23 protein-coding genes and 1 pseudogene are annotated in these 24,331 nt (G+C 65.6%); 11 read left to right on the top strand and 13 right to left on the bottom strand.

All coding sequences use genetic code 11. The features are described 5' to 3' along the window. The coding region (locus tag ACRYA2_RS25985) for a YqaA family protein (RefSeq protein WP_433634602.1) at positions 1-591 on the bottom strand (591 nt) is incomplete at its 3' end. Positions 592-834: 243 nt separating this feature from the next. On the opposite strand from ACRYA2_RS25985, the gene ACRYA2_RS25980 reads away from it, so the two are divergent. Next, positions 835-1,068: a hypothetical protein gene (locus tag ACRYA2_RS25980; RefSeq protein ID WP_433634600.1), complete on the top strand. Its 234-nt coding sequence runs from the start codon at positions 835-837 to the stop codon at positions 1,066-1,068. 34 nt (positions 1,069-1,102) lie between these two features. Here the strand turns inward: ACRYA2_RS25980 and ACRYA2_RS25975 are convergent, their stop codons facing one another. Next, a complete protein-coding gene (locus tag ACRYA2_RS25975; RefSeq protein WP_433634598.1) occupies positions 1,103-2,329 on the bottom strand; it encodes an MFS transporter in 1,227 nt (408 codons plus the stop codon). A 338-nt stretch (positions 2,330-2,667) separates the two neighbouring features. Here ACRYA2_RS25975 and ACRYA2_RS25970 point away from each other — a divergent pair, with 338 nt between their 5' ends. Next, positions 2,668-4,029, top strand: a complete 1,362-nt coding sequence (locus ACRYA2_RS25970) for a GntP family permease (protein ID WP_433634596.1) — start codon at positions 2,668-2,670, stop codon at positions 4,027-4,029. Positions 4,030-4,041: 12 nt separating this feature from the next. Here the strand turns inward: ACRYA2_RS25970 and ACRYA2_RS25965 are convergent, their stop codons facing one another. Continuing rightward, entirely contained in the window at positions 4,042-5,433 is a 1,392-nt protein-coding gene (locus ACRYA2_RS25965; RefSeq protein ID WP_433634594.1) for a glycerate kinase type-2 family protein, read from the bottom strand. A 552-nt stretch (positions 5,434-5,985) separates the two neighbouring features. On the opposite strand from ACRYA2_RS25965, the gene ACRYA2_RS25960 reads away from it, so the two are divergent. Beyond that, positions 5,986-7,053 (top strand): endonuclease/exonuclease/phosphatase family protein, encoded by a 1,068-nt coding sequence (locus ACRYA2_RS25960; protein ID WP_433634592.1) that lies wholly within the window; start codon positions 5,986-5,988, stop codon positions 7,051-7,053. A 59-nt stretch (positions 7,054-7,112) separates the two neighbouring features. Further along, the gene (locus ACRYA2_RS25955; protein WP_433634590.1) at positions 7,113-7,379 is read left to right on the top strand and encodes a DUF7542 family protein; all 267 of its coding nucleotides are present in this window, start codon (positions 7,113-7,115) and stop codon (positions 7,377-7,379) included. 175 nt (positions 7,380-7,554) lie between these two features. On the opposite strand, the gene ACRYA2_RS25950 is transcribed toward ACRYA2_RS25955, so the two are convergent. The 5 genes from ACRYA2_RS25950 to ACRYA2_RS25930 form a co-directional block, all read right to left on the bottom strand. Beyond that, entirely contained in the window at positions 7,555-8,289 is a 735-nt protein-coding gene (locus ACRYA2_RS25950) for a hypothetical protein (protein ID WP_433634588.1), read from the bottom strand. Continuing rightward, positions 8,289-9,035 carry an ABC transporter permease gene (locus ACRYA2_RS25945; RefSeq protein WP_433634586.1) on the bottom strand — a complete coding sequence of 249 codons (747 nt, stop codon included), beginning with the start codon at positions 9,033-9,035 and terminating at the stop codon, positions 8,289-8,291. The genes ACRYA2_RS25950 and ACRYA2_RS25945 overlap by 1 nt, the downstream gene beginning before the upstream one ends. Further along, positions 9,036-9,539, bottom strand: a complete 504-nt coding sequence (locus ACRYA2_RS25940) for an ATP-binding cassette domain-containing protein (protein WP_433634606.1) — start codon at positions 9,537-9,539, stop codon at positions 9,036-9,038. It abuts the gene before it with no gap. Beyond that, positions 9,424-9,672, bottom strand: coding sequence for an ATP-binding cassette domain-containing protein (locus tag ACRYA2_RS25935; protein ID WP_433634604.1), 249 nt, complete (start codon positions 9,670-9,672; stop codon positions 9,424-9,426). Before ACRYA2_RS25935 ends, ACRYA2_RS25940 begins: the two co-directional genes overlap by 116 nt. Positions 9,673-10,233: 561 nt before the next feature. Beyond that, a complete protein-coding gene (locus tag ACRYA2_RS25930) occupies positions 10,234-11,613 on the bottom strand; it encodes a hypothetical protein (protein ID WP_433634584.1) in 1,380 nt (459 codons plus the stop codon). 611 nt (positions 11,614-12,224) lie between these two features. Between ACRYA2_RS25930 and ACRYA2_RS25925 the strand changes: the two genes are divergently transcribed. Further along, on the top strand, positions 12,225-13,085 hold the full coding sequence (locus tag ACRYA2_RS25925; RefSeq protein ID WP_433634582.1) for a right-handed parallel beta-helix repeat-containing protein: 861 nt from the start codon (positions 12,225-12,227) through the stop codon (positions 13,083-13,085). Here the strand turns inward: ACRYA2_RS25925 and ACRYA2_RS25920 are convergent. Both ACRYA2_RS25920 and ACRYA2_RS25915 read right to left on the bottom strand, forming a co-directional pair. Beyond that, positions 13,033-14,256, bottom strand: coding sequence for a cellulase family glycosylhydrolase (locus ACRYA2_RS25920; protein ID WP_433634580.1), 1,224 nt, complete (start codon positions 14,254-14,256; stop codon positions 13,033-13,035). The genes ACRYA2_RS25925 and ACRYA2_RS25920 overlap by 53 nt on opposite strands. Positions 14,257-14,457: 201 nt before the next feature. After that, a complete protein-coding gene (locus ACRYA2_RS25915) occupies positions 14,458-15,435 on the bottom strand; it encodes a polysaccharide deacetylase family protein (RefSeq protein ID WP_433634578.1) in 978 nt (325 codons plus the stop codon). A 712-nt stretch (positions 15,436-16,147) separates the two neighbouring features. On the opposite strand from ACRYA2_RS25915, the gene ACRYA2_RS25910 reads away from it, so the two are divergent. Further along, positions 16,148-17,092 (top strand): glycosyltransferase, encoded by a 945-nt coding sequence (locus ACRYA2_RS25910; RefSeq protein WP_433634576.1) that lies wholly within the window; start codon positions 16,148-16,150, stop codon positions 17,090-17,092. Positions 17,093-17,192: 100 nt separating this feature from the next. Further along, the gene (locus ACRYA2_RS25905; protein WP_433634574.1) at positions 17,193-17,456 is read left to right on the top strand and encodes a hypothetical protein; all 264 of its coding nucleotides are present in this window, start codon (positions 17,193-17,195) and stop codon (positions 17,454-17,456) included. 120 nt (positions 17,457-17,576) lie between these two features. Here the strand turns inward: ACRYA2_RS25905 and ACRYA2_RS25900 are convergent, their stop codons facing one another. Then, a complete protein-coding gene (locus ACRYA2_RS25900; RefSeq protein ID WP_433634572.1) occupies positions 17,577-19,319 on the bottom strand; it encodes a cation:proton antiporter in 1,743 nt (580 codons plus the stop codon). Between the two features lie 178 nt (positions 19,320-19,497). Between ACRYA2_RS25900 and ACRYA2_RS25895 the strand changes: the two genes are divergently transcribed. Beyond that, the gene (locus tag ACRYA2_RS25895) at positions 19,498-19,962 is read left to right on the top strand and encodes a DUF6653 family protein (protein WP_433634570.1); all 465 of its coding nucleotides are present in this window, start codon (positions 19,498-19,500) and stop codon (positions 19,960-19,962) included. 83 nt (positions 19,963-20,045) lie between these two features. Here the strand turns inward: ACRYA2_RS25895 and ACRYA2_RS25890 are convergent, their stop codons facing one another. After that, on the bottom strand, positions 20,046-20,585 hold the full coding sequence (locus ACRYA2_RS25890; protein WP_433634568.1) for a DUF1684 domain-containing protein: 540 nt from the start codon (positions 20,583-20,585) through the stop codon (positions 20,046-20,048). A 98-nt stretch (positions 20,586-20,683) separates the two neighbouring features. Here ACRYA2_RS25890 and ACRYA2_RS25885 point away from each other — a divergent pair, with 98 nt between their 5' ends. The 3 genes from ACRYA2_RS25885 (at position 20,684) to ACRYA2_RS25875 (ending at position 24,039) form a co-directional block, all read left to right on the top strand. Beyond that, positions 20,684-22,033 carry an FAD-dependent oxidoreductase gene (locus ACRYA2_RS25885; RefSeq protein WP_433634566.1) on the top strand — a complete coding sequence of 450 codons (1,350 nt, stop codon included), beginning with the start codon at positions 20,684-20,686 and terminating at the stop codon, positions 22,031-22,033. A gap of 261 nt (positions 22,034-22,294) precedes the next feature. Next, entirely contained in the window at positions 22,295-23,416 is a 1,122-nt protein-coding gene (locus ACRYA2_RS25880) for an MBL fold metallo-hydrolase (protein WP_433634564.1), read from the top strand. A gap of 155 nt (positions 23,417-23,571) precedes the next feature. Then, a complete protein-coding gene (locus ACRYA2_RS25875; RefSeq protein ID WP_433634562.1) occupies positions 23,572-24,039 on the top strand; it encodes a DsrE family protein in 468 nt (155 codons plus the stop codon). Positions 24,040-24,109: 70 nt separating this feature from the next. Here the strand turns inward: ACRYA2_RS25875 and ACRYA2_RS25870 are convergent. Further along, positions 24,110-24,331, bottom strand: a pseudogene (locus tag ACRYA2_RS25870) (RNA-guided endonuclease TnpB family protein); the annotation flags it as partial.

Genomic DNA, 24,331 nt, shown 5'->3' with positions numbered 1-24,331 from the left:
CAACGGCGTCTCGTCATCACGAGCGAGCTTCGCTCTCTCGAACGACCCCGAGGCACTCACCCTACTCAGCCTGTAGAGTTCGACCTCCGTGAGACCCCGGGCGGCCTCGCCGATGACGAGCACGAGCACGGCTTCGAGGAAGTACTTCCCGCCGCGGCCGACGAGCGACGCGAGTACGTACGACTGGAGGTCGAGACCGAGGACGCCTGAGGCGACTGACAGGAGTTCGTACCCCTCGGGGACGGGCGCGAACGCGCCGAGCGAGAGGGTCACGAGACTGTGCCGGTCGAAGTACTGCTCGGCGCAGACGGCCCGGTCGCCGGCGAAGCGCGAGTCGAGGGCGGGCCGACCGCCCCTCCGGCCGATTCCGTACCCGACGAGCCCTGCACTGACGGAGCCGGCCGTGGCGACGGCCGCGTACAGGAAGGCGAACTCCGGACGGGCGACTGACAGCGGAACGAGAACGAAGTCGGGCGGCACTGGCAGGAGGAAGAACTCCAGGAACGCGACGGCGAACAGTCCCGGCGCGTCGAGCGAGAGGAAGAACTCGAGCGTGAGGTCGACCGACTCCAGGAGGTTCGTCGAGGACACGTTTCGATTGCACGGGAGTACGGACAGATATTCTCGGTGGTGTCGAAACCGGTCCGGAAGCGACGACGCGCGTCGCGACGTCCCCGACTGTCGCCTTGTCCGCGGGGGAACGCGACCGCACGGAACCACCGCTGCGACCGCGGTTTCGCGGGCGACACGCGCCAAGTCGGTCGCCGCCGCCCCCGCGAAGGGGCACCACCCCTGCCGGAAGTGCTAATCCAGTGGGGGACTCACTTCCGCTCAGTGCCACAGAACTACGACATCACGCATATGTCGGGCGGGGGGATGGAGAGGGAGACGCTCAGAGTCGACACGTGGGACGCCGACGGCGACCACTGGCTCTACTACTTCGTGAAAGACGAGGACCGGATGGGGTACGAGCTGGCGACGGTCTCCCGGGAGGAGGGAATCGACGAAGAGGGACTGGACACCGCGAAGGAGGCAGTGGGCCGGAGCGACTACGTCCTCGTCTCCTGAGCCGAGCGCCGGACGGGAAGAACGCACCGGGGGGTCACGTTTCGCCCGGCAGCAGAGCGTAGCAGCCGAGAGCGACCGCGGAGAGGCCCGCTAGCGCGAGGAACGCGAGGTCGAACTGGCCGGCGTCCGCGAAGAACCCGACGAACGTCGACCCGGTCGCGCCGACGAGGAAGAACGCGGTGCGGATGAACCCCCACGCCGCACCCTCGATCTGGTCCGGCAGGGCACCGACGATGTAGGCGTTCGTGACGGGATTGACGGCCATCCGGGAACCGAGAACGGCGACGACGACGGCGAGGGCCGCCGTTCCGGACGTGACCGTGAGGACGGCGGGAGTCACGACGCCGACGGCGGTGACGACGAGGAGGACGGGTTTCATGCCGACGCGGTCGGCCGCGCTCCCGGCGACCACCTGCGACATCGCGCCCGTGATGAACATGAGACCGAACAGCAGTGCGGCGGTCTGCTGGTCGAGTCCCTTGGTCTGGAGATACAGCGGCAGGAACGCGGTCAGTCCCTGGTAGACGAACAGGAGAAGCGCCACCGCGACCGTCGCGAGGCGAATCGACCTGTCGGAGAGCGTGTTCACGATGTCGCGGACGAGACGACGAGGCGAGCGGTCGACAGCCGCCGGTTTCGTTTCGGCCGTCGACCGCTCGGGGACGACCCGCCACGTCAGCGCCGCGGCGACGAAGAACGGCACGGCGAGACCGGCGAGGACGAACCGCCAGCCGACCTGGCCGACGACGGCCGTCGCGACGTTCGGCAGGAGTGCGGAGCCGAGGCTCCCGACGGCGAGCGTGATGCCGAACGCCGTGCCGGCGTTCGCCGTGAACGTGCGCGAGAGAACGGTTCCGCGACTCGGACCGTAGATGCCGGAGCCGAGCCCGAACGCCGCGCTCGCCGCGAAGAAGACGGCGAACACCGGGGAAAGCCCGAGCAGGCAGAGACTCACCCCCGAGAGACAGAGACTCGCCGTGAGGAGCGTCCGTTCGCCGAACCGGTCGACCAGCACGCCCGCCGGAAACTGCATGACGGCGTAACCGACCCAGAGAGCCGTGATGGCGAGTCCGGCGGTGGCGTTGGTGACGTCGAAGGCCCCCTTCACCTGCGGCAACAACGCCGGAACGAGGAAGCGAAGGCCGAGCGTGAACGCCCAACCGAGCGCGACGGAGAACAGAATCCAGCCGCGACCGTCGCCCCGGAGTCCGTGAACTGCGTCTCGGAGGCGGTCAGCGACCGGGTTGCAACTCGACGTCATCGGGTGATTCGATGGTCGTCCGGCGGCGGTTTAAGCGAGTGGATACGCCTCGATTTCTCCGGTAGTTCCGGTCGTAGACGGACCGACCGCGCGTCGGCGATTCCGCCGTCGAAGCAGCCTCGCTCGATTCCGGTGCGGGAAACTCGGCAACCGAACTCCGCTACACACCGTTTCCGGAGCCTGTTACGTGGACATCGTCGACCGATGCTGTGCGATCCTTTCGTGGGCCACGTCAGAGACGGGAGCATTTATCTTGGGATTATTCTTATTGTCCCCGAGTACAATTATTAACACCGTTAGATAACATTTATTTATTTCTGGTCAGTGATGTCCCACAAATGGTCGACGGTCTTCCACTGATACTGCTACTGCTTGCGGCGGTCGGGTTCATCGTTTTCGCGACGGCGAAGCTCAACCTCCACGCCTTCCTCACGCTCCTCGTCGCCGCCTACGCGACCGGCCTGATCGCCGGACTCAACCCGACGAGGACCGCGACGCTCGTCACGGACGGCTTCGGCAGCGTCCTCGGCTACATCGGCATCGTCATCCTCGCCGGCACCATCATCGGTACCGCGCTCGAACGCTCCGGAGCCGCGATCGTCATCGCGGAGACCATCCTCGACCTCATCGGCGAGGAGAACACCCCGGAGGTCATGGCGGTCACCGGCAGCCTCGTCAGCATTCCCGTCTTCTGTGACTCCGGGTACGTCATCCTCTCCGGACTCGGCCGCTCTCTCGCGGAGCGCTCGAAACTCTCGCTCGCGACCATCAGCGTCGCCCTCGCGAGCGGCCTCTACGTCACCCACGTCTTCGTCCCGCCGACGCCCGGCCCCATCGCCGCCGCCGGCATCCTCGGTGCCGACGTCGGCCTCGTCATGCTGGCCGGTCTCGCCGTCAGCGTCCCGATTACGCTCGTCGGAGCGAAGTGGGCGACGACCATCGCCTCGCGCTATCACATCGACCCCGACCCGGACATGACGATGGACGACGTCAAAGCGGAGTACGGCACTCTCCCGACGCCAGCGAAGTCGTTCGCACCCATCCTCCTCCCCATCGTCCTCATCACGATCGGCAGCATCGCCTCGTATCCCAGCGCGGACGACCCCGCCTTCGTCTCCGGTCCGCTCCAGAACTGGCTGCTGTTCTTCGGCGACCCGGCCGTCGCACTCATCATCGGCGCCTTCACCAGCTTCACGGTCGTCCCCGAACTCACCGAGGCGGTCACCGACGAGTGGGTGAGCGACGGCCTGACGGACGCCGCCGTCATCATCGCGGTCACCGGGGCCGGCGGCGCGTTCGGAAACGTCCTCTCGAAGCTTCCGCTCAAGGAGTTCATCAGCAACGCATTCGGCGGACTCGGCATCGGTCTCGTCGCCGCGTTCGTCATCGCCGCCGCCCTCAAGACGGCGCTCGGGTCGTCGACGGTCGCGATCCTCACCACCGCGAGCCTCGTCTCCCCGCTCCTCGGGCCGCTCGGCCTCGCGTCCCAGTGGGGACGCGTCTTCGCCGTCCTCGCCATCGGCGCCGGCAGCATGACGGTCAGTCACGCCAACGACTCGTACTTCTGGATCATCACCGAGTTCTCCGACATGGAAGCCGCGACCGCCTACCAGGCCTGGACGGCCGGGACGTTCGTCCTCGGCGTCACGAGCATCGCGTGGATCGTCGTCCTCCAGAACGTCGTCAGCGCGTTCGGCTGACCGCCGACCCGGTCACTGGAGCGGTCCCTGCGAGCAGTCCGAACGGGGGCCGGACTCGCCTCCCTCCTCCGCGTCGGCGACGACGAGAACGCGCAGGTCGTTCACGTTCGTCCCCGTCGGCCCCGTTTCGACGAGCGCACCGGCGGCTTCGAGGAACGGGGAGGCCTCGTTCGCTGCCAGCGCCGTCCGTGCGTCCATCGACGTCCGCTCGGTCGTTTCCCCGTCGACGATGGCACCGGCAGCGTCGGACGCGCCGTCAATACCGTCGGTGTCGACGCTCCCGACGACGACGTCGGCGTCGGCATCGAGTTCGATCGCCGCGCTGAGCGCGAACTCCTGGTTCGGCCCGCCGGCACCGGCGTCGTCGGACAGCGTCACCGTCGTCTCGCCGCCGGAGAGCACGACCGCCGGCGGCGCGATCGGATGCCCGGTAGCGTGAATCTCCTCCGCGATTCCGACGTGCGTTTTGGCCGCCTCGCGCGCCTCGCCGCGCACGCGCGAACTGAGGACGAGGGGCGTGTAGCCGTGGTCGGCCGCCACGTTACCGGCGGCCGTCAGCGCGGTCAGTCCGTTCGCGAGGACGTGCGTGTCCACCGTCGCGAACGCGTCCGCGCCGGGTGCCGGGGTCTCGGCGATGTCACCGTCGACGCCCCGTTCGAGGTGGTGCTCGACGCGAGGTGGCAGCGCCACGTCGTAGCGGTCGACGACGTCGAGCGCGTCCGCGTACGTCGACGCGTCCGGAACGAGCGGCCCGCTCGCGATGACGTCGAGGTCGTCACCGACGACGTCGCTGAACACGAGTCCGACGACGGTCGCCGGTGCCGCCGCGGCCGCGAGTCGGCCGCCTTTGATCGCCGAAAGGTGTTTTCGCACGGCGTTTATCTCGTGAATCGTCGCGCCGCTGCCGAGCAGGTCGTCGGTGACCGTCTGGAGGTCGTCGAGCGTGACGTCGCCAGCAGGCGCTGGAAGCAGGGCGCTCCCGCCGCCCGTGACGACGCCGAGCACGAGCGTGTCTGCAGTCGCTTCGCCGGCGCGGTCGAGGACCCGCTCGGCGCCGGCCAGTCCCCGCTCGTTCGGTACCGGATGGCTGCCGTCGACGACGTCGACTGTCGACGTCGGCTCCGGGACGTCCGTGACCACGACGCCGTCGGTGAGACGCTCGCCGAGTACCGATTCGAGCGCGGCGGTGACCTTTCCGGCGGCGTTCCCACCGCCGAGGACGACGACGTCTTCGTACGAAGAGAGGTCGTAGACCGTACCGTCGACGGTGAGTTCGTCCCCAGTGAGCGAGACCGAGTCCCCGACGACGGTCGCTGGATGCGCCGCCTCGATTCCACCGTCGATACACGACCGTGCGACCGTGTGCGGGGAGGAGCGTTCGTCCGGTGCGCGATCACTGGACATACCGCTTCAAGACGACGCGCCCCGTAAAGTAACTCCGGTCCCGCCGTCGACGCACCGCTCTCGTCCCGGGGACTCCCGGAGGGGAGCCATCGCCCGCGAGTACCTGCGAGGGTAGCCCCGCCCGGCGGGGACTCGCTCGGCGGTCGACGGCGTCGTCACCCGGTCGCACCGACGACGGACCGCCGTTCGACCGAGAGCGCGACCCCCGTTACGTACGGAATATATCGGGAGCGAACCGCTAACGGGAGCGTTCCCTCGAGGCTGTGACTCCATACTTAACCGTCGCAGTACCGAGGAACGACCGTGGGACCGAGCCAATCCACCCTCTACCTCCGATGGTTTCTGATACTCCAGTTGCTCCTCTGGACCGCCGTCCTGTTTCTCGCGTGGATCGTCGCCGGCGCCCTGCTGTAGCGACGGTCCGCTCCTCGTCTCGACGACTTTTTCGGGGCCGAAGGCGACTGACGAGGAGAGTCGGGAGTCGGCGACGATCCGAACCGGAACCGCCGATGGGTTGTCGAGCGTCCGGGTAGTACGGGAGACGGTGGGACGATGGAGGACTACGTCTTCGCTCAGTACAACGTCGAACGGTTGACGACGGAGAAGGTCCAGCGCGAGGGAACCGACCAACTGGAGGCGGCCGCGGAGATGATCCAGCGGTTGCCGACGCCGGACGTTCTCCTGGTCAACGAGATGGACGACAACTTCGTGCAGGGGTGGGAACGGACGCACAACGCGGCGGCGTTCCTGGAGAACTATCTCCGCACGCCCCAGGCCCCGGACCTCCAGGGCGTCGACTTCGAGACGTGGTTCGCCCCGCGGTGTAACACCGGCATCCCGAGCGGGATGGACGTCGGGAAAGACGGACTCGGCGTCGAGCCCGGAACCGACGCCTACGCCCGGGACTGTTTCAGCTACGCCCCGTACCCGGGGCGATACGCGATGGCGTTGTACAGTCGGTTTCCCATCGACGCCGACGGCGTCCGTACCTTCCGGGAGTTTCGCTGGACCGACCTCCCGCATCACCGGATTCCCACCGATTCCGACCACGACGTGTACCTCACCGCCGACGAGCGCGAGCGGTTTCGACTCCCCGCGAAGACGGTCGCAGACGTGCCGATCGAGTTTCCCACCGGAACAGTCCACGCCGTCGTCGCACACCCGTCGCCGCCGCTCGCAGACGGCATGGAGACCCTCAACGCCCCGCGGTGTCACGACGAGATTCGCTTCATCGGCGACTACGTCACCGACGCGGACTATCCGTACGACGACGACGGCCGGGAGGGCGGTCTGGCGACCGACGAGCGGTTCGTCGTGCTCGGCGACATGAACGCCGAACCCGGCGGGGCGGTGACCGACGACGCGATTACGCGCTATCTGCTCGACAATCCGCGAGTGACTGCGACGACCCCGTCCAGTTCGGAGGGTCGTGAGCGCGGCACCGCTCGCGCGACCGGCGTTCTCTCCCGCGGGCCGACGCGGGCCGACTACGTCCTGCCGTCGACGGAATTCACCGTCCGGGCGTCCGGCGTCGGCTGGCCGACGGACGAGAACCGTCGCGCGGTCGCCGAGCGAGCGTCCGACCACTTCCCGGTATGGGTAGTCGCGGACGGTGGCTGACCGCCCAGTCGACGACCGATCCAACGAGGTTATCCGGCTTCCCGTCGTCGTTTCGTACGATGGCAAGCAAGCGCGCGACGGTGACGTGCCCGGCGTGTGAGCTCGAGGAGACGTTTACCAGGCTCGCGGCGGCCCGTTCCCGCATCGAAGACCACCGCGCGGAGACGGGTCACGAGGCGACGTGGGAACTCCATCGGCTCAGCCCCGGCGTCGAGCGGGCCGGAGACGACGCCGGCGTCTGCGGGAAACCGGGCTGTGCGAACGCTGACTCGCCGCTCAGACGACCGCTCGCCCGGCGGTCAGCCGACGACGAAACGGAGACGTGACTCTTGTGGCTGACGTCGTTCCGCGAGACGGCGTCGCGACGTAGCCGGCGACGAGGTTCCCGCCTCGTCGGCGAGTGTAACTGCCACCTGGACGACGGAACGTACCTGGCGGCGTCTCTCCGTCCAACGCGAGACTCGCGCAGCACGAGCGAAGCGTGGCCCCGTGCAGGGGAGGTCACCCGACCATCGTCGTCCGATAGAAGGCCAGGACGCTGACCACCAGGAGAAGGAGGAGGTATCCGCCGGCGGCCGCCAGCGCGTCGAGGCTCGACCCGGACGTGAACGCCGCCTCCATCAGCGCGTTCGTCGAGAAATGACCCGGTAAGGCCGCAGTCCAGCCGGGCGAATCCGTCGCGAGCGGACTCTGGAACATGAGAACGTCCACCATCGGCGTGAAAAGCATGACGTACACGCCGGGGAGTCGATCGAGGACGGTCCCGACGATGACGCCCAGGACGCCGTACGTGAGTCCGCCGAGGGCGGTCGCGAGCGCGAACGCGAGAACCGCCTCGGGGGAGAAAGAGAGGAGGGCGACTGCCAGCGACGCAGTGGTGGCGACGAGGGTGCCGGCGGCGAGGAGGCCGACGCGAGCGACGACGAGTTCGCCAGCCCGGTATCCCGCGAGTCGAAGGCGGTCGTCGGCCATCTGGGACGACTGGACGAGAAACAGACCGACGATTCCCGACAGGATAGCGACGGCGACCGGCGTCATGTACGCGGCCGCGAACGCGGTCATCGCTACCGTCACCCGCGTTCCGTCGACCGTTACCGGGACGGACGTATCGGGAACGAGCCAGACGAAGACGCCGATGATGTAGACGGGAAGGAACGCAAGCAGCGCGAGCAACAGGGGCGTGCGGCCGAACTCGCGGGCACCCATCGAGAGAGCGGTCGAGACGCGCCGTCGCATCAGGCCTCACCTCCGTTTGCGACGGTGAAGGAGTACACCCCGACGCCGAGTAAGGCGAAGACGAGAACGTGTGCCAGCGCCGGGAGGACGTGGTCGGTCGCGAGCGTCCCGTCGACGACGGCCTGCGTGACGATCTCGTGCGGATGAGAGAGCGGCGCGAAGCGGGTGATGCTCTCGTCGATGTCGAACAGTCCGCTGGCGAAGACGTTGTCCATGTCCGCGAGGACGACCAGCACGAGCGAGCCCTCGAGTTCTCTGGGGAGCACGGTTCCCACCAGGAGACCGAGCAAACCGTAGACGACACCGGCGAGCACGAGCCCGGCGAACGCGATCACCGGGGCGCCGACGGGGGTCGAGAGCAAGATGCCGAGCGTGACGGCAGCAACGGCGTTGATGACGATGCTGACGACGAGCACCGTCGCGAACCGGGAACCGACGAGTTTGGAGGACCGAAAGCCACAGATAGAGAGCCGGCGGTCCGCGTTCCGCGCGCTGATCATCTGGAACAGGCCGAGCACGCCGGCGAGAGCGCCAGTCGCGAAGACGGCACCGGTGATGCGGCCGGTGGTTTCGAGCGGCCTCGTCGTATCGAACAGCCCCAGTTTGGGGAACTGGGCGAGGCTGACGCCGTAGATCTGGATGGAGAGGGCGGGCAGTATCAGCAACAGTGCCACGTTTAGCGGTTCCCGAAAGAACGACAACGTGCTCGCACGGACGCCCGCCGAGATGCGGCGTGACCCGCTCATTCACCCCACCTCCTGCGTCACGGCGTTTCCACCGTCGTCGGTCCCCCTCCGCTCGAAGAACTCCGCGGTTCGCCCGCAGGAGACGCCCTCGGTGGTCGGTTCCGGATTCACGGTCTCGTCTCCGCCGATATCCTGGCGGTGGAGGTGTCCCTCGTGGAGTTCGTAGATGACGTTGAACCGGTCGCGCTCGCTGATGATGTGGGAGATGATAGCGACGCCCACGCCGCGCTCTCGCAACTCCGCGGTCAGGTCCCAGAACGTGAGGAACGTCTCCCAGTCGAATCCGGTGTACGGTTCGTCCAGCAAGAGCAGGTCCGGCTGGTGCATCAGCGCTACGGACAGGTTGACCTTCTGCCGGTTGCCGCCGCTCAGATGCCGAACCTGCCGGTCACGGAACCGCTCGAAGTCGAGTACGTCGGTCAGCCACCGCCGTGCGTCTTCGATTTCCGCGTCGTCCATCCCGTACGCCCGTCCGAAGAGACAGAAGGTCTCGTCGACGGTCAGTCGGTCGTAGAGACGTGGCTCCTGCGGACACCATCCGACCGTACCGGCGCGTGTTACCTCCCCCCTCGTCGTGGTCGAGGACGCCCGCGAGAATCTGCATGAGCGTCGATTTACCGCTCCCGTTTTCGCCCATAATCCCAACGACCTCTCCGCGATTGACCTCGAGTGTGGCTCCCTCGAGGACTGCAACTGACCGGCCGAACGGGAGCGGCGAGTCGTACGTCTTCGCGACGCCCGACGCAGCCACGACCGGGCTTCCCGTTTCCTGTCGCTTCGCTGCCTGTTCGCCGTGTCCGTCGTTCCGATCTGCCATCGGTACTGGATATACGGGCTCCGTTCCTAATGAAATTTCTCTTACGTTTTGTCCAGTCCAACGGCTCCGATCTTTTGTATCTAAAGTATCGGTCGAGAAACAATTGACCGGGAGGTTTCACGCGTCTCTCGCTCCGAAGCCGTCGTTGCATCGTCGTCACGGTTCGCGACCGGGACGTTCGGCCTTCTCAGGGTACGGTTGAAGTGCAGTACTCGCCGCCTGCGTTCCGACGTGAGCAACCCTACTCCCGTCAGGCAATCCAGAAAGTACTTATCAGGTCTACAGAACCGTCACTGTGACGAGGGCCTGGCGGTCGAAAACCACCCAGAGTCTGGTACCATCACCTTGCCCTCGTCACATCCTTCGGAAAAAGGAGCGGTCCTACAATCGCTGGGGAGCGAAGCGTCGACCGACGTTCCACGTTCTGTCCTGGCTACCGTCGTCGCCCTCGTTAGTCGCGGTCCCTTCGGCGATCTGCACGTTCTCGTTCACCTGGTAGTTGACCTGTTCTGCCGACGCGTTGCCGCAGTTGGTGGCGAACGCGAGCGCGCTGAACTGTTCGTTGACGTTCAGCTGTTCGACGATCTGCAGTTGTGTGATGTCGACGTTGGCCGTCTGCTGGTTGGCCTGGTCGCTACCGTTCTCGTAGGCGACCGCCCAGGAATCGTCACCCTTCACGTCCGTGCCGTCCATCACTTTGGACGCACTGTACCGACCGTCCTCGACGTTCACCGCGGCCGCCGACGCGATCTGTGCGTTGAAGTTGCCCTGGTAGCTGGCCTGCGTGGCCGTGGCCTGGCTGTCCTCGAGAGCGACGGCGATGGCCGCGTTCTGAATGTTGATGTTCTCCTGGCCGACGCTCTGGACCTGGTCGATGTCGGCTGACGCAACCTGCTGGTTCGACTGCTCCGAACCGTCCCCCGAACGCGTCACGTCCGAGTCCGAGAAGTCGCCGTTCATGTCGGCGCTCGCGGTGACCTCCGCCATCGTCTTCGGCTCGAAGTTGATCGCCGTCGCGCTGGCGATCTGCTTGTTCACGTTGAACTGGCAGCTTATCTGCCACGCTTTCGCGACGCTTCCGTCACCGACTGCGATAGCGACCGCGACGCCCTGTTCGTTGACGTTCAGCTGGTTTACGTCCTGCCACTGGTCGACCGACGAGTCGGCGTTCTGGGAGTCGCCGTCACCGGCGTTCGCTGCCAGCGCTTCGGCGGACTGAAGGTTGTTGTTCTCCTGATAGCTTCGCTGATACGCCCGGGAGTAGCTGCTGTCTTCTGCAATTGCGACTGCGGTGCTCTGGCTGTTGTAATTGAACTGCTGGACCGCCTGCGTCTGGTCGATATCTGCCTCGGCGGACTGCTCGCTCTGGTATGCGTCGTCGCTGACGACCCATCCCGAGAACTCACGGCACTCCGTTTCCTCGGCGAAGACGACGTACGCGTTCCCGACACCGGTGAACGTCTGTTCCTTCGTCTCCTTCTTCGCGTTTATCGACTGCGCGCTACCCTGCTGGGTGTTCCGGTTGTTCTGGTACGTCCGCTGGATGGCCTCGGCGTCGCCACCGTCGATGGAGATGGCGACGGCGTTGCCCTGCTCGTTGACGTTCAGTTGCGAGACGTTCTGATACTGGATGACTTCCGACGAGGACTGCTGTGAGCTCGCTGCGATGTCTCCCTTGTGATTCTCGACCCACGATTCGAGGTCGGTCGACGACGTGTCCGCACCGAAGACGAGATAGACGCTCTCCCCGTCCGCGTGCACGGTGTCGTCCGAAGCCGCACTCGCCGAGTCGGAAAACTGGGTGACAGCACCCACGCTCATTCCTGCCGCTGCAATTCCTTTTAGATAGCCTCTGCGCTTAACCTTGCTATGATTTCCGTTGTTTTCTCGCATAGCGCACTCTGGTCGAAGAGGGGTTCACACTTCGTTATGAATCTCCTGAGGCTAATAGTTAGGCAGTAAACGCTAGTTACAACGGTCATCTCCCCAACCGAAAATTATTGGTTCGGTAATAGTTCTATCCGTGCGAGCGCTTCAATCAGCGGGGAGGTGGTTCGAACGCACGACGGATCGGACGAAGCGCAAAACCGCACTACGAGAGCGGACGGTGCCCCGACGAATCTGGCTTCGTCCCCGTGGTAGGGGCCGCCTACGGTGCTACGCGCGGCCCGCGACGGATTGCCGTAGTATCGAGAAGTGCGGAACGAGGGGGTAGCGACGGCGGTGGCGTCGAGTCTGCGACGACTGGCTCGAACGACTCGACGACCCGACACTCGTGGTTCACGGAGCGATTGACGCGACCGCAGCGTGCGCCTCACCGCGAGAACGAAGTATAGCTTTTTGACACCTGACGTCGTAACGACTGATTCTCGATGGCAGCATCCGATGCAGCGGTCCGGCAACGATGGATGCTACTCGGAGCGTTCGTGCTGGGCGTCCTCGTTGCCGGCGGAATCGTAGCGATCGGCATCATCACGGACTCGCCCGACGGAGCCGGTAGCACCTCGACCGACTCGTCACCGACGTTCACGAACATCACGCAGTGTACGACGATTACGGAACCCGGCCGGTACGCACTCAGGCGGAACGTCGGCGGCGCAACGGGACTCTCGGATAGCTGTATCGTCATTCGTTCGAGCAACGTCACGCTCGACGGATTCGGTCACACGGTCGGGGGCGGGGGCGTGACGAACTCCACCGGCATTCGAATCTCGCACCCGCGATCAGTGTCGAACGTCACCGTTCGGACGGTGACGCTGACCGAGTGGAATCGGGGGTTGCTCGTTCGAAACGCGTCTCGGGTCACGATTCGACGGATGAACGTGTCGCACAACGCCGAGGGAATAGCGTTCTGGAACACGACCCGAAGTTCCGTCAGGAAGTCCGGCTTCCAGCGCAACATAATCGCCATCACCGTCGACGACGCGAGCAGTCGGATCACGACCGGGAACAACTACTTCGACGAGAACTACGGCGCTGCCATCATGCGGAACAGCAGTCGGGACCAGCTACAACGAAGCGGGGCGCGGCAGAACGAGACGAGAGCGCCGGGAGTCCATCTTACTACCCGACCAGCCGAAGCGACGTCGGTCGAACATCGCGGGTCTCGGTTCCGGGGCCGCAGCCGTGACATCCCATCGTGGCAACTGTTAGCTCCGACTCCACGCTCCCGTCGCAGCCTCACCGGGGGTACTCCGTCCCCGGCATCTCGACGTCACGTCGGCCGGGTTTGATCTTCGCGGCCCACTCCGGGAACTCGCGTCGTTCGCGTCCCTCGAACGTCGGGTCGCCGGACATGGCCTTGATGGCGCTGGCGTCGTCTCTGCTCCAGACCGTTCCGTCCTCGTGGAAGAGGCCGTTGATGACGCCCATCCGTCGGAGGCGGACCGAGTACGCCGGTTTGACCATCAGCGACCAGAAGAAGTTGCCGATGCCCGCGTCCGCGATTATCGGCGCCAGCGAGGAGTAGTCGGGGACCGCTGACTTGTCGTCCACGTTCGCGAAGAACCCCTCACCGGGGCGGATGCGCTGCCACTCCGACAGCCAGACGGGGGCGTCGACCTGGCTCGCGATACGGTTCGCCAGTCGGAGCGTCCGACGGTACTGGGCGGGCGTCTGTGCGAAGTTGTAGTGGAACTGCAGGATGTCCATCCCCCAGTCGAGATAGCGGGTGTTGTTCGTGAGGCTCGTCGCCCCCACCGTCAGCGGCAGGTCGCCCCGGTAAGCGGTGAGCGTGTTCGCCATCTTCGCCATGAACTCGACGTCCTTCCGGTCCCACCCCGGTTCGTTGGTCAATTCGATGGCAAGCAGCCGCGAGTCACTGCGATATCGCTGCATGAACCACCTGATGTACTCCCGCGGTTTCGTCCAGAGCCGCTCGTTTCGCATCGTCCGGGTCGCGGGCGAGAACGTGTGGACGCCCGTGAGCGGGTCGTCGTCGATCAGGTTCTCGTACGTCGGTTCGCGACCGACGCTGTCGTGGAGGCCGAGGACCACGCGCATGTCGCGGTCGGCGGCGGCGTCAAGGAAGTGATCGAGTCGCTCCTCGTGGCCCTCAGGGTCTTCGAGCCAGTAGGCGTAGCTCATCCACGTCCGGATGGCGTTGAGGTTCAGGCGAGCGGCGTACCCCAGGTCGCGCTCGATGACCGCGCGGTCGTAGTCTTTCCACATCTGGTACCGGTTGAACGCCCGCGCGGGAACGTAGATAGCACCGCGCAGGGCGACTGGCCCGTCGGCGTTCGGCAGGTTGGTCAGAATCTGGCTCCTCGCGTCGCCGGATTGCGTCCCGGACGTATCGTCCCGTTCGGCGTCGACGCTCTGAAGTGCGGTGTCGCTGGGCAGTCCCCCGACGACGGTGCCGACCCCCAGAGCCAGGAACTGCCGGCGAGAGGTGTGCTGGCTCATTCTCGAACGGACACGGCAGCCAGCTACTAAAGTGTTATCTCTGGGATACTTCTCGCCGTCGGACGTGCTGGACGGAAGGCCCGTAACTCGACGGTCGGACGGCATGGGTGCCGTCGGCGCAAACGCCGGGAGAGCGAGCGTACTCCAGACCCCTCGGGGAGGGTCTCGTGGGGGGCTCACGGGCCGGGCGAGCGTCCGTCTTTACGGTGTCTTCACGGACTGAACGACGCGGTCGTCGGACTGTCGGTCGGTCTCGCCGGTCCGGTCGCGGACGCGGTCGTTGAGCGCCACCATCGGCAGGACCTCTACCGCGCCGCGGTCACGCAGTTCGGCGAGCGTCCCGAGGAACGACCGGATGGGGGGCCACTGGGAATCGTTCGCCATGTCGTGGAGGTGACACCAGAGGTGCGTGTACGAGTCCTGCTCGGCCGCCGTCTCGACCGCTCGCGTCAGATAGCGCTCGTGGAGACGCTGACGGAGTCGGCGGGGGACACAGCGGAACATCGCTAGCGGTGGTTCCGACCCCGAGGCCAGCGACGACGCGGTCAGCGTCGTGAACGGCGCGCAGTACGTCTCGACGACGCCGTCGACCAGACGCGGCGCTTTCGGCGGCGGTGGTTCGAACAGCAGGCGACGGAGTTTGTGAACCCGCTTCGATTCTCGGTCGTAGCCGACCGTCCGAACGATCTCGATGCCGGCGTCGCGCAGGACGTCCCGCGGCGGTGGCGAGTGACGAGGCGGGACCAGCGAGACGGGTGCCGGCTCGCCCGCCGCACGGTGGACGTCGGCTGCCCGCTGGAGGTCCCACGCGACCACGTCGGGGTCGACCTGCGAACAGAGGGTGTGAGAGTACGTGTGCGTGCAGAGTTCGTGGTCGACGTCGGTCCGCTTGAGCCGCTCTATCATGTCGGGGGCGTAGAACGCCGGGTCGGGACCGTCCGGGACGCCGTCGAACCAGCCATCGGGATACGGCGAGTCGTACGCCGGCCGTCGTTCCTGGAACAGGTGTCCGACCACGTCGAACGTGAACGGAACGTCGAGTTCGTCACAGCGGTCCAGAAGCCTGTCGAGCGCGACGTCCTCCTGGTCGCGGTCTTCGCTCACGCGGCCGTCGTGGTCGAGGTCGTGATAGCCCCATCCGAGTTCGATTTCGACGCTGAGCGTGACGACGCCTGTCATCCGAGCCTCTCACCGCCGTCGGTGACCGTATCGCAGCCGTCGTCGCGGTCGCTCGATCCAGAAAGGTCGCCCGTCGGTAGTAAAGCCGTCATGGTAACGAAAGCCACCCACCACGACGCCGGGTTACGGCTTTGTTATGGTCGTGCTTCGGCGGCGTACACTGGACGTATGCGAGAGCGTGTGGCGTCAGAGGGCCGTAGTAGGGACGCCCTGACCACGTTCGTCCGTCGAGGGAGGAAACGCCGGTGCGGTCTCGCGGGACCGGATTGGTCATCAGCGAGCGGTACGAGGGACTGCGCCGAACGCGTCGCAACCGTGTCGGTGGGCCGTCGCTCTCGGCACGTCGAACGAGTCTCCTTCGCGGAGGTACCACAGGTAGTTTCGAACGCGATCGGGTCCGACCACTCGACCTGCCGGTCCGGCCGTGGGTAGGGACGACACCGACCGGGGAGGGGCCGTTCGAGTCCGACCCGGTTCGCGGACGGACGAACCGTCCCCCCGTAGCTACGAACTGCCGGTGGAGAGGAAGTATCGGCTGTGGCTAACGCACCATAATCATCTATCTCTGTCGTCAGAGTAAATTCACCGCACCTCTCCTAACGACGATAACTACCGATAAGTTACATATAACAAAACTCGGTGAGCGCGACACTCCGACCGTGCAGAAACCAGCGTTCAGGCGTGCGGTACCACGGAGGAGGTGACAGGCCCGATGAGAGCCCTGCAGCTCGTCGCGAGTGCAAACGACGCGTTCTACCGCAAGCAGATAGAGGCGCTCGAAGCGAACGACACCGCTTGTACGACGATAACGCCGCCGGGGGAACACGTCCGCAAAGAAGTGGCGGGGAACAGGTCCGTGCTGGATTATCTCCGGTTCTATCCCCAGGTGCGAGCGCACGTGCCCGACTCCTACGACCTCGTCCACGCTAACTACGGGTTGACGGCGCCGTTCGCGCTCGCACAGACGCACTTGCCGGTGGTGCTCTCGCTCTGGGGGACGGACCTGTTCGGAAAGTACGGCTGGGTGAGCAAGCTCTGTTCCCGCTGGTGCGACGCGGTCGTCGTCATGTCGCAGGCGATGGCACGCGAACTCGACCAGGACTGCTACGTCGTGCCCCACGGCGTCGACACCGACCAGTTCCGTCCGATGCCACAGGAGGAGGCGCAAGCCGCGGTACGCTGGGACCCCGCGAACAGACACGTCCTCTACCCGTACCCACCGCATCGCGAGGTGAAGAACTATCCGCGCGCCGAGCGGGTCGTCGCCGCTGCACGGGAGTATCTCGACGCCGACGGACCGATAGAGATCCAGACCGTCTTCGACGTTCCACACGAGCGCATGCCGCTGTACATGAACGCGGCGGACGTCCTCCTCGTGACGTCGCACTGGGAAGGTTCGCCGAACGCGGTCAAGGAGGCACTCGCCTGCAATCTTCCGGTGGTCGCGACGGACGTCGGTGACGTTCGCGAACGGCTGTCGGGCGTCTCCCCCTCATACGTCTGTCAGTCCGATGCCGAACTGGTGACCGGCCTCGTCGATGTTCTCTCCGCTCCGCGCCCGTCGAACGGTCGGACGGCCGCGAAAGAGGTGAGCCTCTCTCGGATGGGCGACCGTCTCCAGCACGTCTACGAGACGGTGCTCGACACCGGAGGGTGAGTCGTTCGACGACGCTCGGAGCGGAGAACGTTCAACCCCTTTATGAATATCAAGTATAGATTCATATGGTATTATACTGTACGTCGAACTGGTGGTAACGATGGGAGAGAGTGGTGCTTTGACGGATGGGGCGTTGGACCCCGTGAGCTGGTATCAAACGCGGGTCGGGGAGACGCTGCTCTCGCTGGCCGGACTGTTCCTCGTACTGTCGGCGTACACCGTACTGCGAATAGAGGACGCTCCGTGGTACGTTCAGCACTCCGCACTCGCGGCCGGTATCGTCGGCCTCGGAATGCTGCTGACCTTTTCGAAGCGAGCGGCGATGAAAGTGGCGTGCCGACCGTTCGGCGAGGGCCGACTGTAACAAGAACACCCTCCGCCGGACGCGCCTCGGAGACCGCGAACTCGCGAACCCACAGCCCCGTCAGGAATCAGTTCGACCCGTCGTGGTGAACGACAGCAAGACCGTTCGGAGCCGGGCGTTTCACGAATCCGGGTCACCTCGCCGGTCGTCGTCTACCGACGAGTCCGCCGAGCGCTCGTCGGCCTCGAACTCGGGGGGTACCGGCACCCGTCCCCTTTCGCCGTCCAGGGAATCGGCATCGAGCGCGCGCTGGTCGTCGGCGACGCGTTCGAGTCTCCGTTCCGTCTCTTCGAGGAGACGGTTGCCGACGTCGGTGCTGACGATTCCCCGTTCCATCGCCGTCTTGATGCCGAGAATCTCGCGACGAGTGATCTGGCTCTCCGCGGCGAGCGCCTCTCGCTCGCGCAGATGAGGATGTTCGTCGAGCAGATCAGCGACATCGTCTTCCAGCCGCCGCTTCCAGTCCGCGTACCGGCTGACGATACTCTCGTAGAACTCGGTGGGTATGTCGTCCCGTTCGTGAAGCTCCCGGGCGCCCGCGAGCGCGGCGTCGACGCCGTGGAGGCGCCCCATCAGCAGTTCGTAGCGCCGTTCAGCCGCGGACGTCCTGACGATACCGAGGTACTCGATGAGTCTCGCCACGGTGAGTCCGTTGACGACCAGCGTGATAGCCGCGACGCCGAAGACGAGCGCGGCGAGTTCCTCTCGCAGTCCAGCGGGAAGGCGCTCCGGAAGCCCGAGGACGAGAGCGATGGGGACGGAGGCGTGGATGCCACTCCAGACGATGGTGTGTTGGTACGACCGCGGAACTGGGTCCGCCAGCCGCCTGTTCGTCAACTCGATTAGCGGGTACACGACGACGGCCCGCGCGAGGAAGACGAGAACCATGGCGACCAGAATCTCCCCGGCGTACTGCGCGAGCAGGTCGAGCGGGGTGGCGACCCCGATGGCGACGAAGATGACGGTGTTCGCGATGAACGCCGCGCTCGCCCAGACCGTCCCGAGCGTCAGCCGCGTTCGTGCGCTCACCTCGTCGCCGGGGCCGTGAGTCCCGACGACGAGTCCCGCGCCGAGCGTCGCGATGACGCCGCTGACGCCGAGGTGCTCCGCGAGCAGGTACACTCCGTAGGCAAGCACGACGGTGAACACGATACCGGTCATCGGGTCGTCGACGAGAACGAGGAGACGATACGCGACGTAGCCGGCGACCCCGCCGACCAGGGTTCCGCCGACGATAGCGAACACGATGCCGAACCCGACGTCCCTGACGAGAAGGTCGGACGTGATCACCTCGCTGGCGGCGACTCCTTCGGCCTGGGCCTCGAGCAGCACGGACAGGACGACCGAGTAGAGCACGATGGCGACGCCGTCGTTCAGGATGCTCTCACCTTCGACGAGGACCGAGAGGCGTTCCGGTGCGCCGAGTTCGTCGAACAGGGCGACGACCGAAACCGGGTCGGTCGGCATCGCCATCGCTCCGAGGAGGAGGGCCGCGGCGACGGAGAGTCCGAACACCGACGCACCGACGACGCCGACGACGCCGACCGAGAGGACGAGACCGACCACCGCCAGCACCAGGATTGGACCGACGTTCTCGCGCAACCGTTCGGTGTCGATGTTCATCGCGCTCTGGAAGATCAACGTCGGGAGAACGACGAGCAGGATGAGTTCACCCGAGAGCGGCGTCCTCAGCGGTAGGTCGAGGATGGACACCGTCAGTCCCGCGAGCACGAGACCAACGGTGTAGGGGATGCGAACGACTTTCGTCGTGAGCACGCCGACGCCCCCCGCGATGGCGAAGACGGCGAGAAGCGTGAGCAGCTGTGCCTCGATACCCGCCGTCGGTTGAAACCCCCCGACCATCGTACGACGTACGCGTCCGAGCCTCATTAACCACTGCCACCGGCCGGCGGGTCGGACGCCGGCGTTCGGACGACGCCGCGAACGAGGATTGACACGGCGGCCCTCCCGGGCCGGCGTCCGCCGCAGCGGCGGCGAAACGGCGGAACGAGTTATCGTCGGGGCAGTAGTAGCGGTGATGATGGACACGGAACCGGACGCGCCGCTTCGCAGTCGGCTCGAAGACACGTTCTGGGAACGTCACTCGAATCCGAAGAGCGGCTGGTCGCGCCTGCTGATCTCACCGCTGTTGGTGTTCGCGCTCTATCGCCGGGACCGGCGGCTGGTCGCCCTGGCGGTGCTCGCGACCGTCGTCAATCCTGTCGCGTTCGGCCCGCCGGACCCGGACACGGATAGCTGGATGACGAGAGCGGTGCGCGCAGAGCGGTGGTGGATCGAAGCGGGCAACGGTTCGTTGGGACTCGGGTGGCCGAACGTCCTCAACACGGTGAACGTGCCCGCGTTCGCCTACGCGCTGGCCGCCGCGTACGCCCGAAAGCCCGTCCGTGCGGCGCTCGCGATGGCGCTCTCGATGGGGCTGAAACTCGGGTGGGTCGAACTCGTCGCCAGGCGCTACGACGCGGCACTCGACGCGGAGACCCACTAGCGTTCTATCGACGTCGACGCCGGAGAGCGAGGCTCGACTGGCGTCGAATCCGTTCTCGGCGTGCACTGCGAAGGGGGCGGTAGCTAGTGGTACGCCTTCTCGCCCGCCTCGATGGGGACGTCGAGCCAGTTCTCGGTCGGCGGAAGGGGACACTCGTACTGTTCCGAGTACGCACAGGTCGGGTTGTACGCCTCGTTGAGGTCGAGAATCCACGTCCCCTCGTCCGTCCGGTGGCTGGCGGCTTCCAGGTCGAGGTAGCGACCTGCCCCATAGGTCTCCTCGCCGCTGGTCGCGTCGCGGAACGGGATCCACAGCCGGTCGTCGTCGGGGTCGCTCTTGTACGCCTGGAGCGTGACCGCCTCGCCGTCCACCTCGAACCGGAACTCACCCCAGCGGAGATACTCCTGTTCGCCGCCGGTGCTGGTCCCGACCGTCACCGTCTCTCTGTCGTCGTGTTCGTCGAGCGGTAGCTCGAACCGGTACGCCTCGTCGACGGGATAGTACGAGAGCCCGTCGAACGACTCGCGTTCGTCGGACGGAATCGGTGAGTGGGGATTCGAGCCGAAGTACTCGTCTTTCTCTTCGCGTCTGTGACGGATGCGGGATTGCCAATCAGAGCTCATGCTCGTAACTACGGGCCGGGCCATCTCCACGCTTTCGGCTGTTCCAGAGAGGTGCGAACGACCACCAGTCATTAGCGGTATCCCCACGTACGCCCAGTATGGTCGATACGTTCGTCGTCGTCGGTGGTGACGCGGCCGGAATGAGCGCTGCCAGCAAGGCGAAGCGAGAGAATCCGGACCTGGACGTCGTCGCGTTCGAGAAGGGTGACTGGGTGTCGTACGCCGCGTGCGGCATGCCCTACTACGTGAAAGAGGAGGTGGAGTCGCTGGACGACCTCGTCCAGATAACCCCCGAAGAGTTCCGGACGGAACGGGACATCGACGTCCGGACGAACCACGAGGTCGTCGCGATAAATCCGGAGGAAAGGACCGTGACGGTGTCCGCGGACGGAGACCGGTTCGAGCAGCCCTACGACCACCTGCTCGTCGGGACCGGCGCCAGCGCGATCGAACCACCATTCGAAGGATTCGACCGCGACGGCGTGTTCACCATCCACGACATGGACGAGGCAGGTGCGATTCACGACTACGTCGGCGACGCCGCGCCGGAGACGGCGGCGATCGTCGGCGGCGGCTACGTGGGCATCGAGATGGCCGAAGCGCTCGCCGGACGCGGACTCGACGTCCACCTATTCGAGATGCTGCCGCACGTCCTCCAGCCGTTCGGCGAGACGGTCGCCACCGCCGTCGAGGACCACCTCCGGGAGCAGGACGTCGACCTCCGTCTCGACACGCCCGTCGAGGGATTCGCCGGCGACGGCGCGGTCTCCGCCGTCGAGACGGCGGACGATACGGTGCCGGCGGACATCGTCGTCGTCGGCGTGGGCGTCGCGCCGAACGTCGAACTCGCCGAACGGGCCGGCATCGAGATCGGCGAGACGGGCGCGATAGCCACCGACGAGTACGGGCGAACGAACTATGAGGACGTCTACGCGGCCGGAGACTGTGCGGAGACGACCAACGTCGTCACCGGAGAACCGGACCACGTCCCGCTGGCGCTGACCGCCAACCGCGCCGGCCGTGCGATCGGCCAGACGGTGACCGGAACGCCGACGGAGGTGGGCAAGACAGCCGGCACGGCGATCGTCAAGGCGTTCGACCTCGGCGCAGCACGGACGGGGGTCCTCGACGAGGAGACGGCTCGCGACGCCGGGTTCGACCCGGTTTCGGTCGAGATCACGGCGTCGTCGCGGGCACACTACTACCCCGGTGCCGAGGACCTCACCGTGACCCTCGTCGCCGACCGGGAGACGGAACGCGTCCTCGGCGGGAGCGTCGTGGGAAGAGAGGGCGTGAAACGCGTCGACACGGTTGCCACGGCGCTTCACGCCGGTCTCACGGTCACCGAGCTACAGAACCTCGACCTCGCGTACGCCCCGCCGTTCAGTCCCACCTGGGACCCCGTCCTGACGGCGGCGAAGGTCCTGAACGGAAAGCTCGACGGGTGACGGTCGTGAGTTCGGCACCGGTCGACTCGCCTCCCGCTGGCGCGCCGACGCGGCGGTGGACTGACCGCCGTGCTCCGGGTCGCGTTCGGCCGCGACGGTGAGCGCTGACGGGGAAATTATCACACTGTTCTTCCAATTTCTCACTATACTTCTTCGCCGGCCATCTGAATCCTCACCTTTCCGACCGCTATTCCGTCTTTCCTCTACCCTCTCTCATCGGGCGAATCCTTTATAGGTAGGGAGTAAGTAGTAGTGTACAGAATGAGCAATACCAAATTCGGATCGCCCGACATCGCTCCGAGCGAAGTAGCCGAACGACGCGACGACGACGACCTGTTCGTCCTCGACGTCCGCAACGAGGACGATTACGAGGAGTGGGCCATCAGCGGAAGCCACAACCTTCCCATCTACGACGAACTGCTCGACGGGGACTTCTCGAGCCTCGAAGCGGCGCTCGACGAGATTCCCGAGGACGAGGAGATCGCGGTCGTCTGCGTCGGCGGAATCACGTCGGCCGACGCCGCCGGCTTCCTGAACGAGCGAGGGTACGACGCACGTTCGATGACCGACGGAATGCGCGGCTGGGGGCGCGTCCATCAGACCTACGATGTCGACGAGCGCGGCGTCAGCCAGATAGTCCGTCCGGGCACCGGCTGCATCTCGTACCTCGTCTTCGACGACGGCGAGGCGCTCGTCGTCGACCCGAGCCAGTACGTCGAGCAGTACGGCGACATGGCCGACGAACGGGGCCTCGAAATCGTCGGGGCAGTCGACACGCACGCCCACGCCGACCACGTCAGCGGCGGGCGAGAGATCGCCGATCGGTTCGACGTGCCCTACTACCTCCACGAGGACGACGCCGGTTCGCTCGACGAGTACACGCCGCTCGAGGACGGGGAGACGATACCCGTCGGCGACCGCGAACTCGACGTCCTGCACACGCCCGGTCACACGCCCGGGAGCACCTCCTTCGAGTTCGGCGACGCGATTCTGTCGGGGGACACGCTCTTCCTCCGGAGCGTCGGACGTCCCGACCTCGAAGACGGTAGCGAGGACGCGATTCGGGAGGCGGCGGACGACCTCTTCGACAGCCTCCAGCGACTCGCCGACCTGCCCGACGACACCGTCGTCCTCCCCGGCCACTTCAGCGACGAGGAGATCCGTCCGCTCGCGACGACGCTCGAGCGTCTCGCCACCGACAACGAACTGTTCCAGCTGGTCGAAGAAGACGACGAGGAACTGTTCGTCGAGACCATCGTCGAGAGTCTCTCGGACACCCCTAACAACTACCAGCGGATCAAACACATCAACTGGGGCGACGAACCGCTCGACGACGACGCCGAGGACCTCGAACTCGGTCCGAACAACTGCGCCGCGAACTGACGGGCGTCGTCCTGGCCGGCGGTTCCTCCGCCGGGAACGCCCGTCGACTCCTGAGCGACGCATCCGGCCGACCCTGAAGGTGCAAGCGTGACAGCATTTTGTTTTATTATATTTTAAGAAACTTTTAGTACTATACACTATGTAGAAATATCTGTATGGAACGACGAAGCTTCGTTTCGGCTGTCGGAACGGTCAGCGCCCTCCTGTTCGGGAGCGAATCGGTCGGTGCGACGCGCGACCGGTGTACCGGCGACCCCCGGCCGTCACCGCCCGCGAAGACGGTCGTCCACCTGTCGAGTGGCGAGACCAAGGCCCAGCGCCACGCGCTGCTCAACGCGAAGAACCTGCTCGAGGACGACACGGTTCCCGTAAAAGAACTCGCCTTCGTCGCGAACGGCAAGGGCGTCACGCTCTACACGCCGCCGACCGGGGACAACGAGTTCTACGACCTCGTCACGTCGCTACAGGAGCGCGGCGTCGCCTTCCGCGCCTGCGGGAACGCGATGGAGGCGCTGGGACTGACGGAAGACGACCTTGTCGACGGCGTCGAACCCGTCCCCTCCGCCGTCGGCGAACTCGCACGCCTCCAGGAGCTGGAGTACGGATATATCAAGGCGCCGTGACGCGATCGGTGACATCCTCCCCGTCGTGAACGACGGGGCTTCCCGTACTATAGGTGGGATATTTGCCGGTCTACGACACGACCTGTTCTCTCGTCCGAAACATCCCGCTCTCGCGGTCGAACAGGTGTACCGAGGGCTGTGCCACACAGCCGTTACTCCTATCTTCGCCGTGAGGACTCGGAGTTATCTTCTGCCGCATATTCTCCGCCCCGTTGCAATCCGCGTTCCCGACCAACCCACACGACGAGCAGATGTACAAGCCCCGTTCCACGCGGTTCGCCTTCGTGTCGTC

It is taken from the genome of Halomicrococcus pelagicus (assembly GCF_050954125.1).
Note: the sequence above shows the minus strand (reverse complement) of the source record. Positions and strands in the feature narration are given on the sequence as shown.

Bases quoted from the DNA above. Each gene is read 5' to 3' on its own strand.
- ACRYA2_RS25975 (WP_433634598.1), bottom strand. From the start codon at position 2,329: ATGACGTCGAGTTGCAACCCGGTCGCTGACCGCCTCCGAGACGCAGTT.
- ACRYA2_RS25970 (WP_433634596.1), top strand. From the start codon at position 2,668: ATGGTCGACGGTCTTCCACTGATACTGCTACTGCTTGCGGCGGTCGGG.
- ACRYA2_RS25965 (WP_433634594.1), bottom strand. From the start codon at position 5,433: ATGTCCAGTGATCGCGCACCGGACGAACGCTCCTCCCCGCACACGGTC.
- ACRYA2_RS25960 (WP_433634592.1), top strand. From the start codon at position 5,986: ATGGAGGACTACGTCTTCGCTCAGTACAACGTCGAACGGTTGACGACG.
- ACRYA2_RS25955 (WP_433634590.1), top strand. From the start codon at position 7,113: ATGGCAAGCAAGCGCGCGACGGTGACGTGCCCGGCGTGTGAGCTCGAG.
- ACRYA2_RS25950 (WP_433634588.1), bottom strand. From the start codon at position 8,289: ATGCGACGGCGCGTCTCGACCGCTCTCTCGATGGGTGCCCGCGAGTTC.
- ACRYA2_RS25945 (WP_433634586.1), bottom strand. From the start codon at position 9,035: ATGAGCGGGTCACGCCGCATCTCGGCGGGCGTCCGTGCGAGCACGTTG.
- ACRYA2_RS25935 (WP_433634604.1), bottom strand. From the start codon at position 9,672: ATGGGCGAAAACGGGAGCGGTAAATCGACGCTCATGCAGATTCTCGCG.
- ACRYA2_RS25925 (WP_433634582.1), top strand. From the start codon at position 12,225: ATGGCAGCATCCGATGCAGCGGTCCGGCAACGATGGATGCTACTCGGA.
- ACRYA2_RS25920 (WP_433634580.1), bottom strand. From the start codon at position 14,256: ATGAGCCAGCACACCTCTCGCCGGCAGTTCCTGGCTCTGGGGGTCGGC.
- ACRYA2_RS25915 (WP_433634578.1), bottom strand. From the start codon at position 15,435: ATGACAGGCGTCGTCACGCTCAGCGTCGAAATCGAACTCGGATGGGGC.
- ACRYA2_RS25910 (WP_433634576.1), top strand. From the start codon at position 16,148: ATGAGAGCCCTGCAGCTCGTCGCGAGTGCAAACGACGCGTTCTACCGC.
- ACRYA2_RS25905 (WP_433634574.1), top strand. From the start codon at position 17,193: ATGGGAGAGAGTGGTGCTTTGACGGATGGGGCGTTGGACCCCGTGAGC.
- ACRYA2_RS25900 (WP_433634572.1), bottom strand. From the start codon at position 19,319: ATGGTCGGGGGGTTTCAACCGACGGCGGGTATCGAGGCACAGCTGCTC.
- ACRYA2_RS25895 (WP_433634570.1), top strand. From the start codon at position 19,498: ATGGACACGGAACCGGACGCGCCGCTTCGCAGTCGGCTCGAAGACACG.
- ACRYA2_RS25890 (WP_433634568.1), bottom strand. From the start codon at position 20,585: ATGAGCTCTGATTGGCAATCCCGCATCCGTCACAGACGCGAAGAGAAA.
- ACRYA2_RS25885 (WP_433634566.1), top strand. From the start codon at position 20,684: ATGGTCGATACGTTCGTCGTCGTCGGTGGTGACGCGGCCGGAATGAGC.
- ACRYA2_RS25880 (WP_433634564.1), top strand. From the start codon at position 22,295: ATGAGCAATACCAAATTCGGATCGCCCGACATCGCTCCGAGCGAAGTA.
- ACRYA2_RS25875 (WP_433634562.1), top strand. From the start codon at position 23,572: ATGGAACGACGAAGCTTCGTTTCGGCTGTCGGAACGGTCAGCGCCCTC.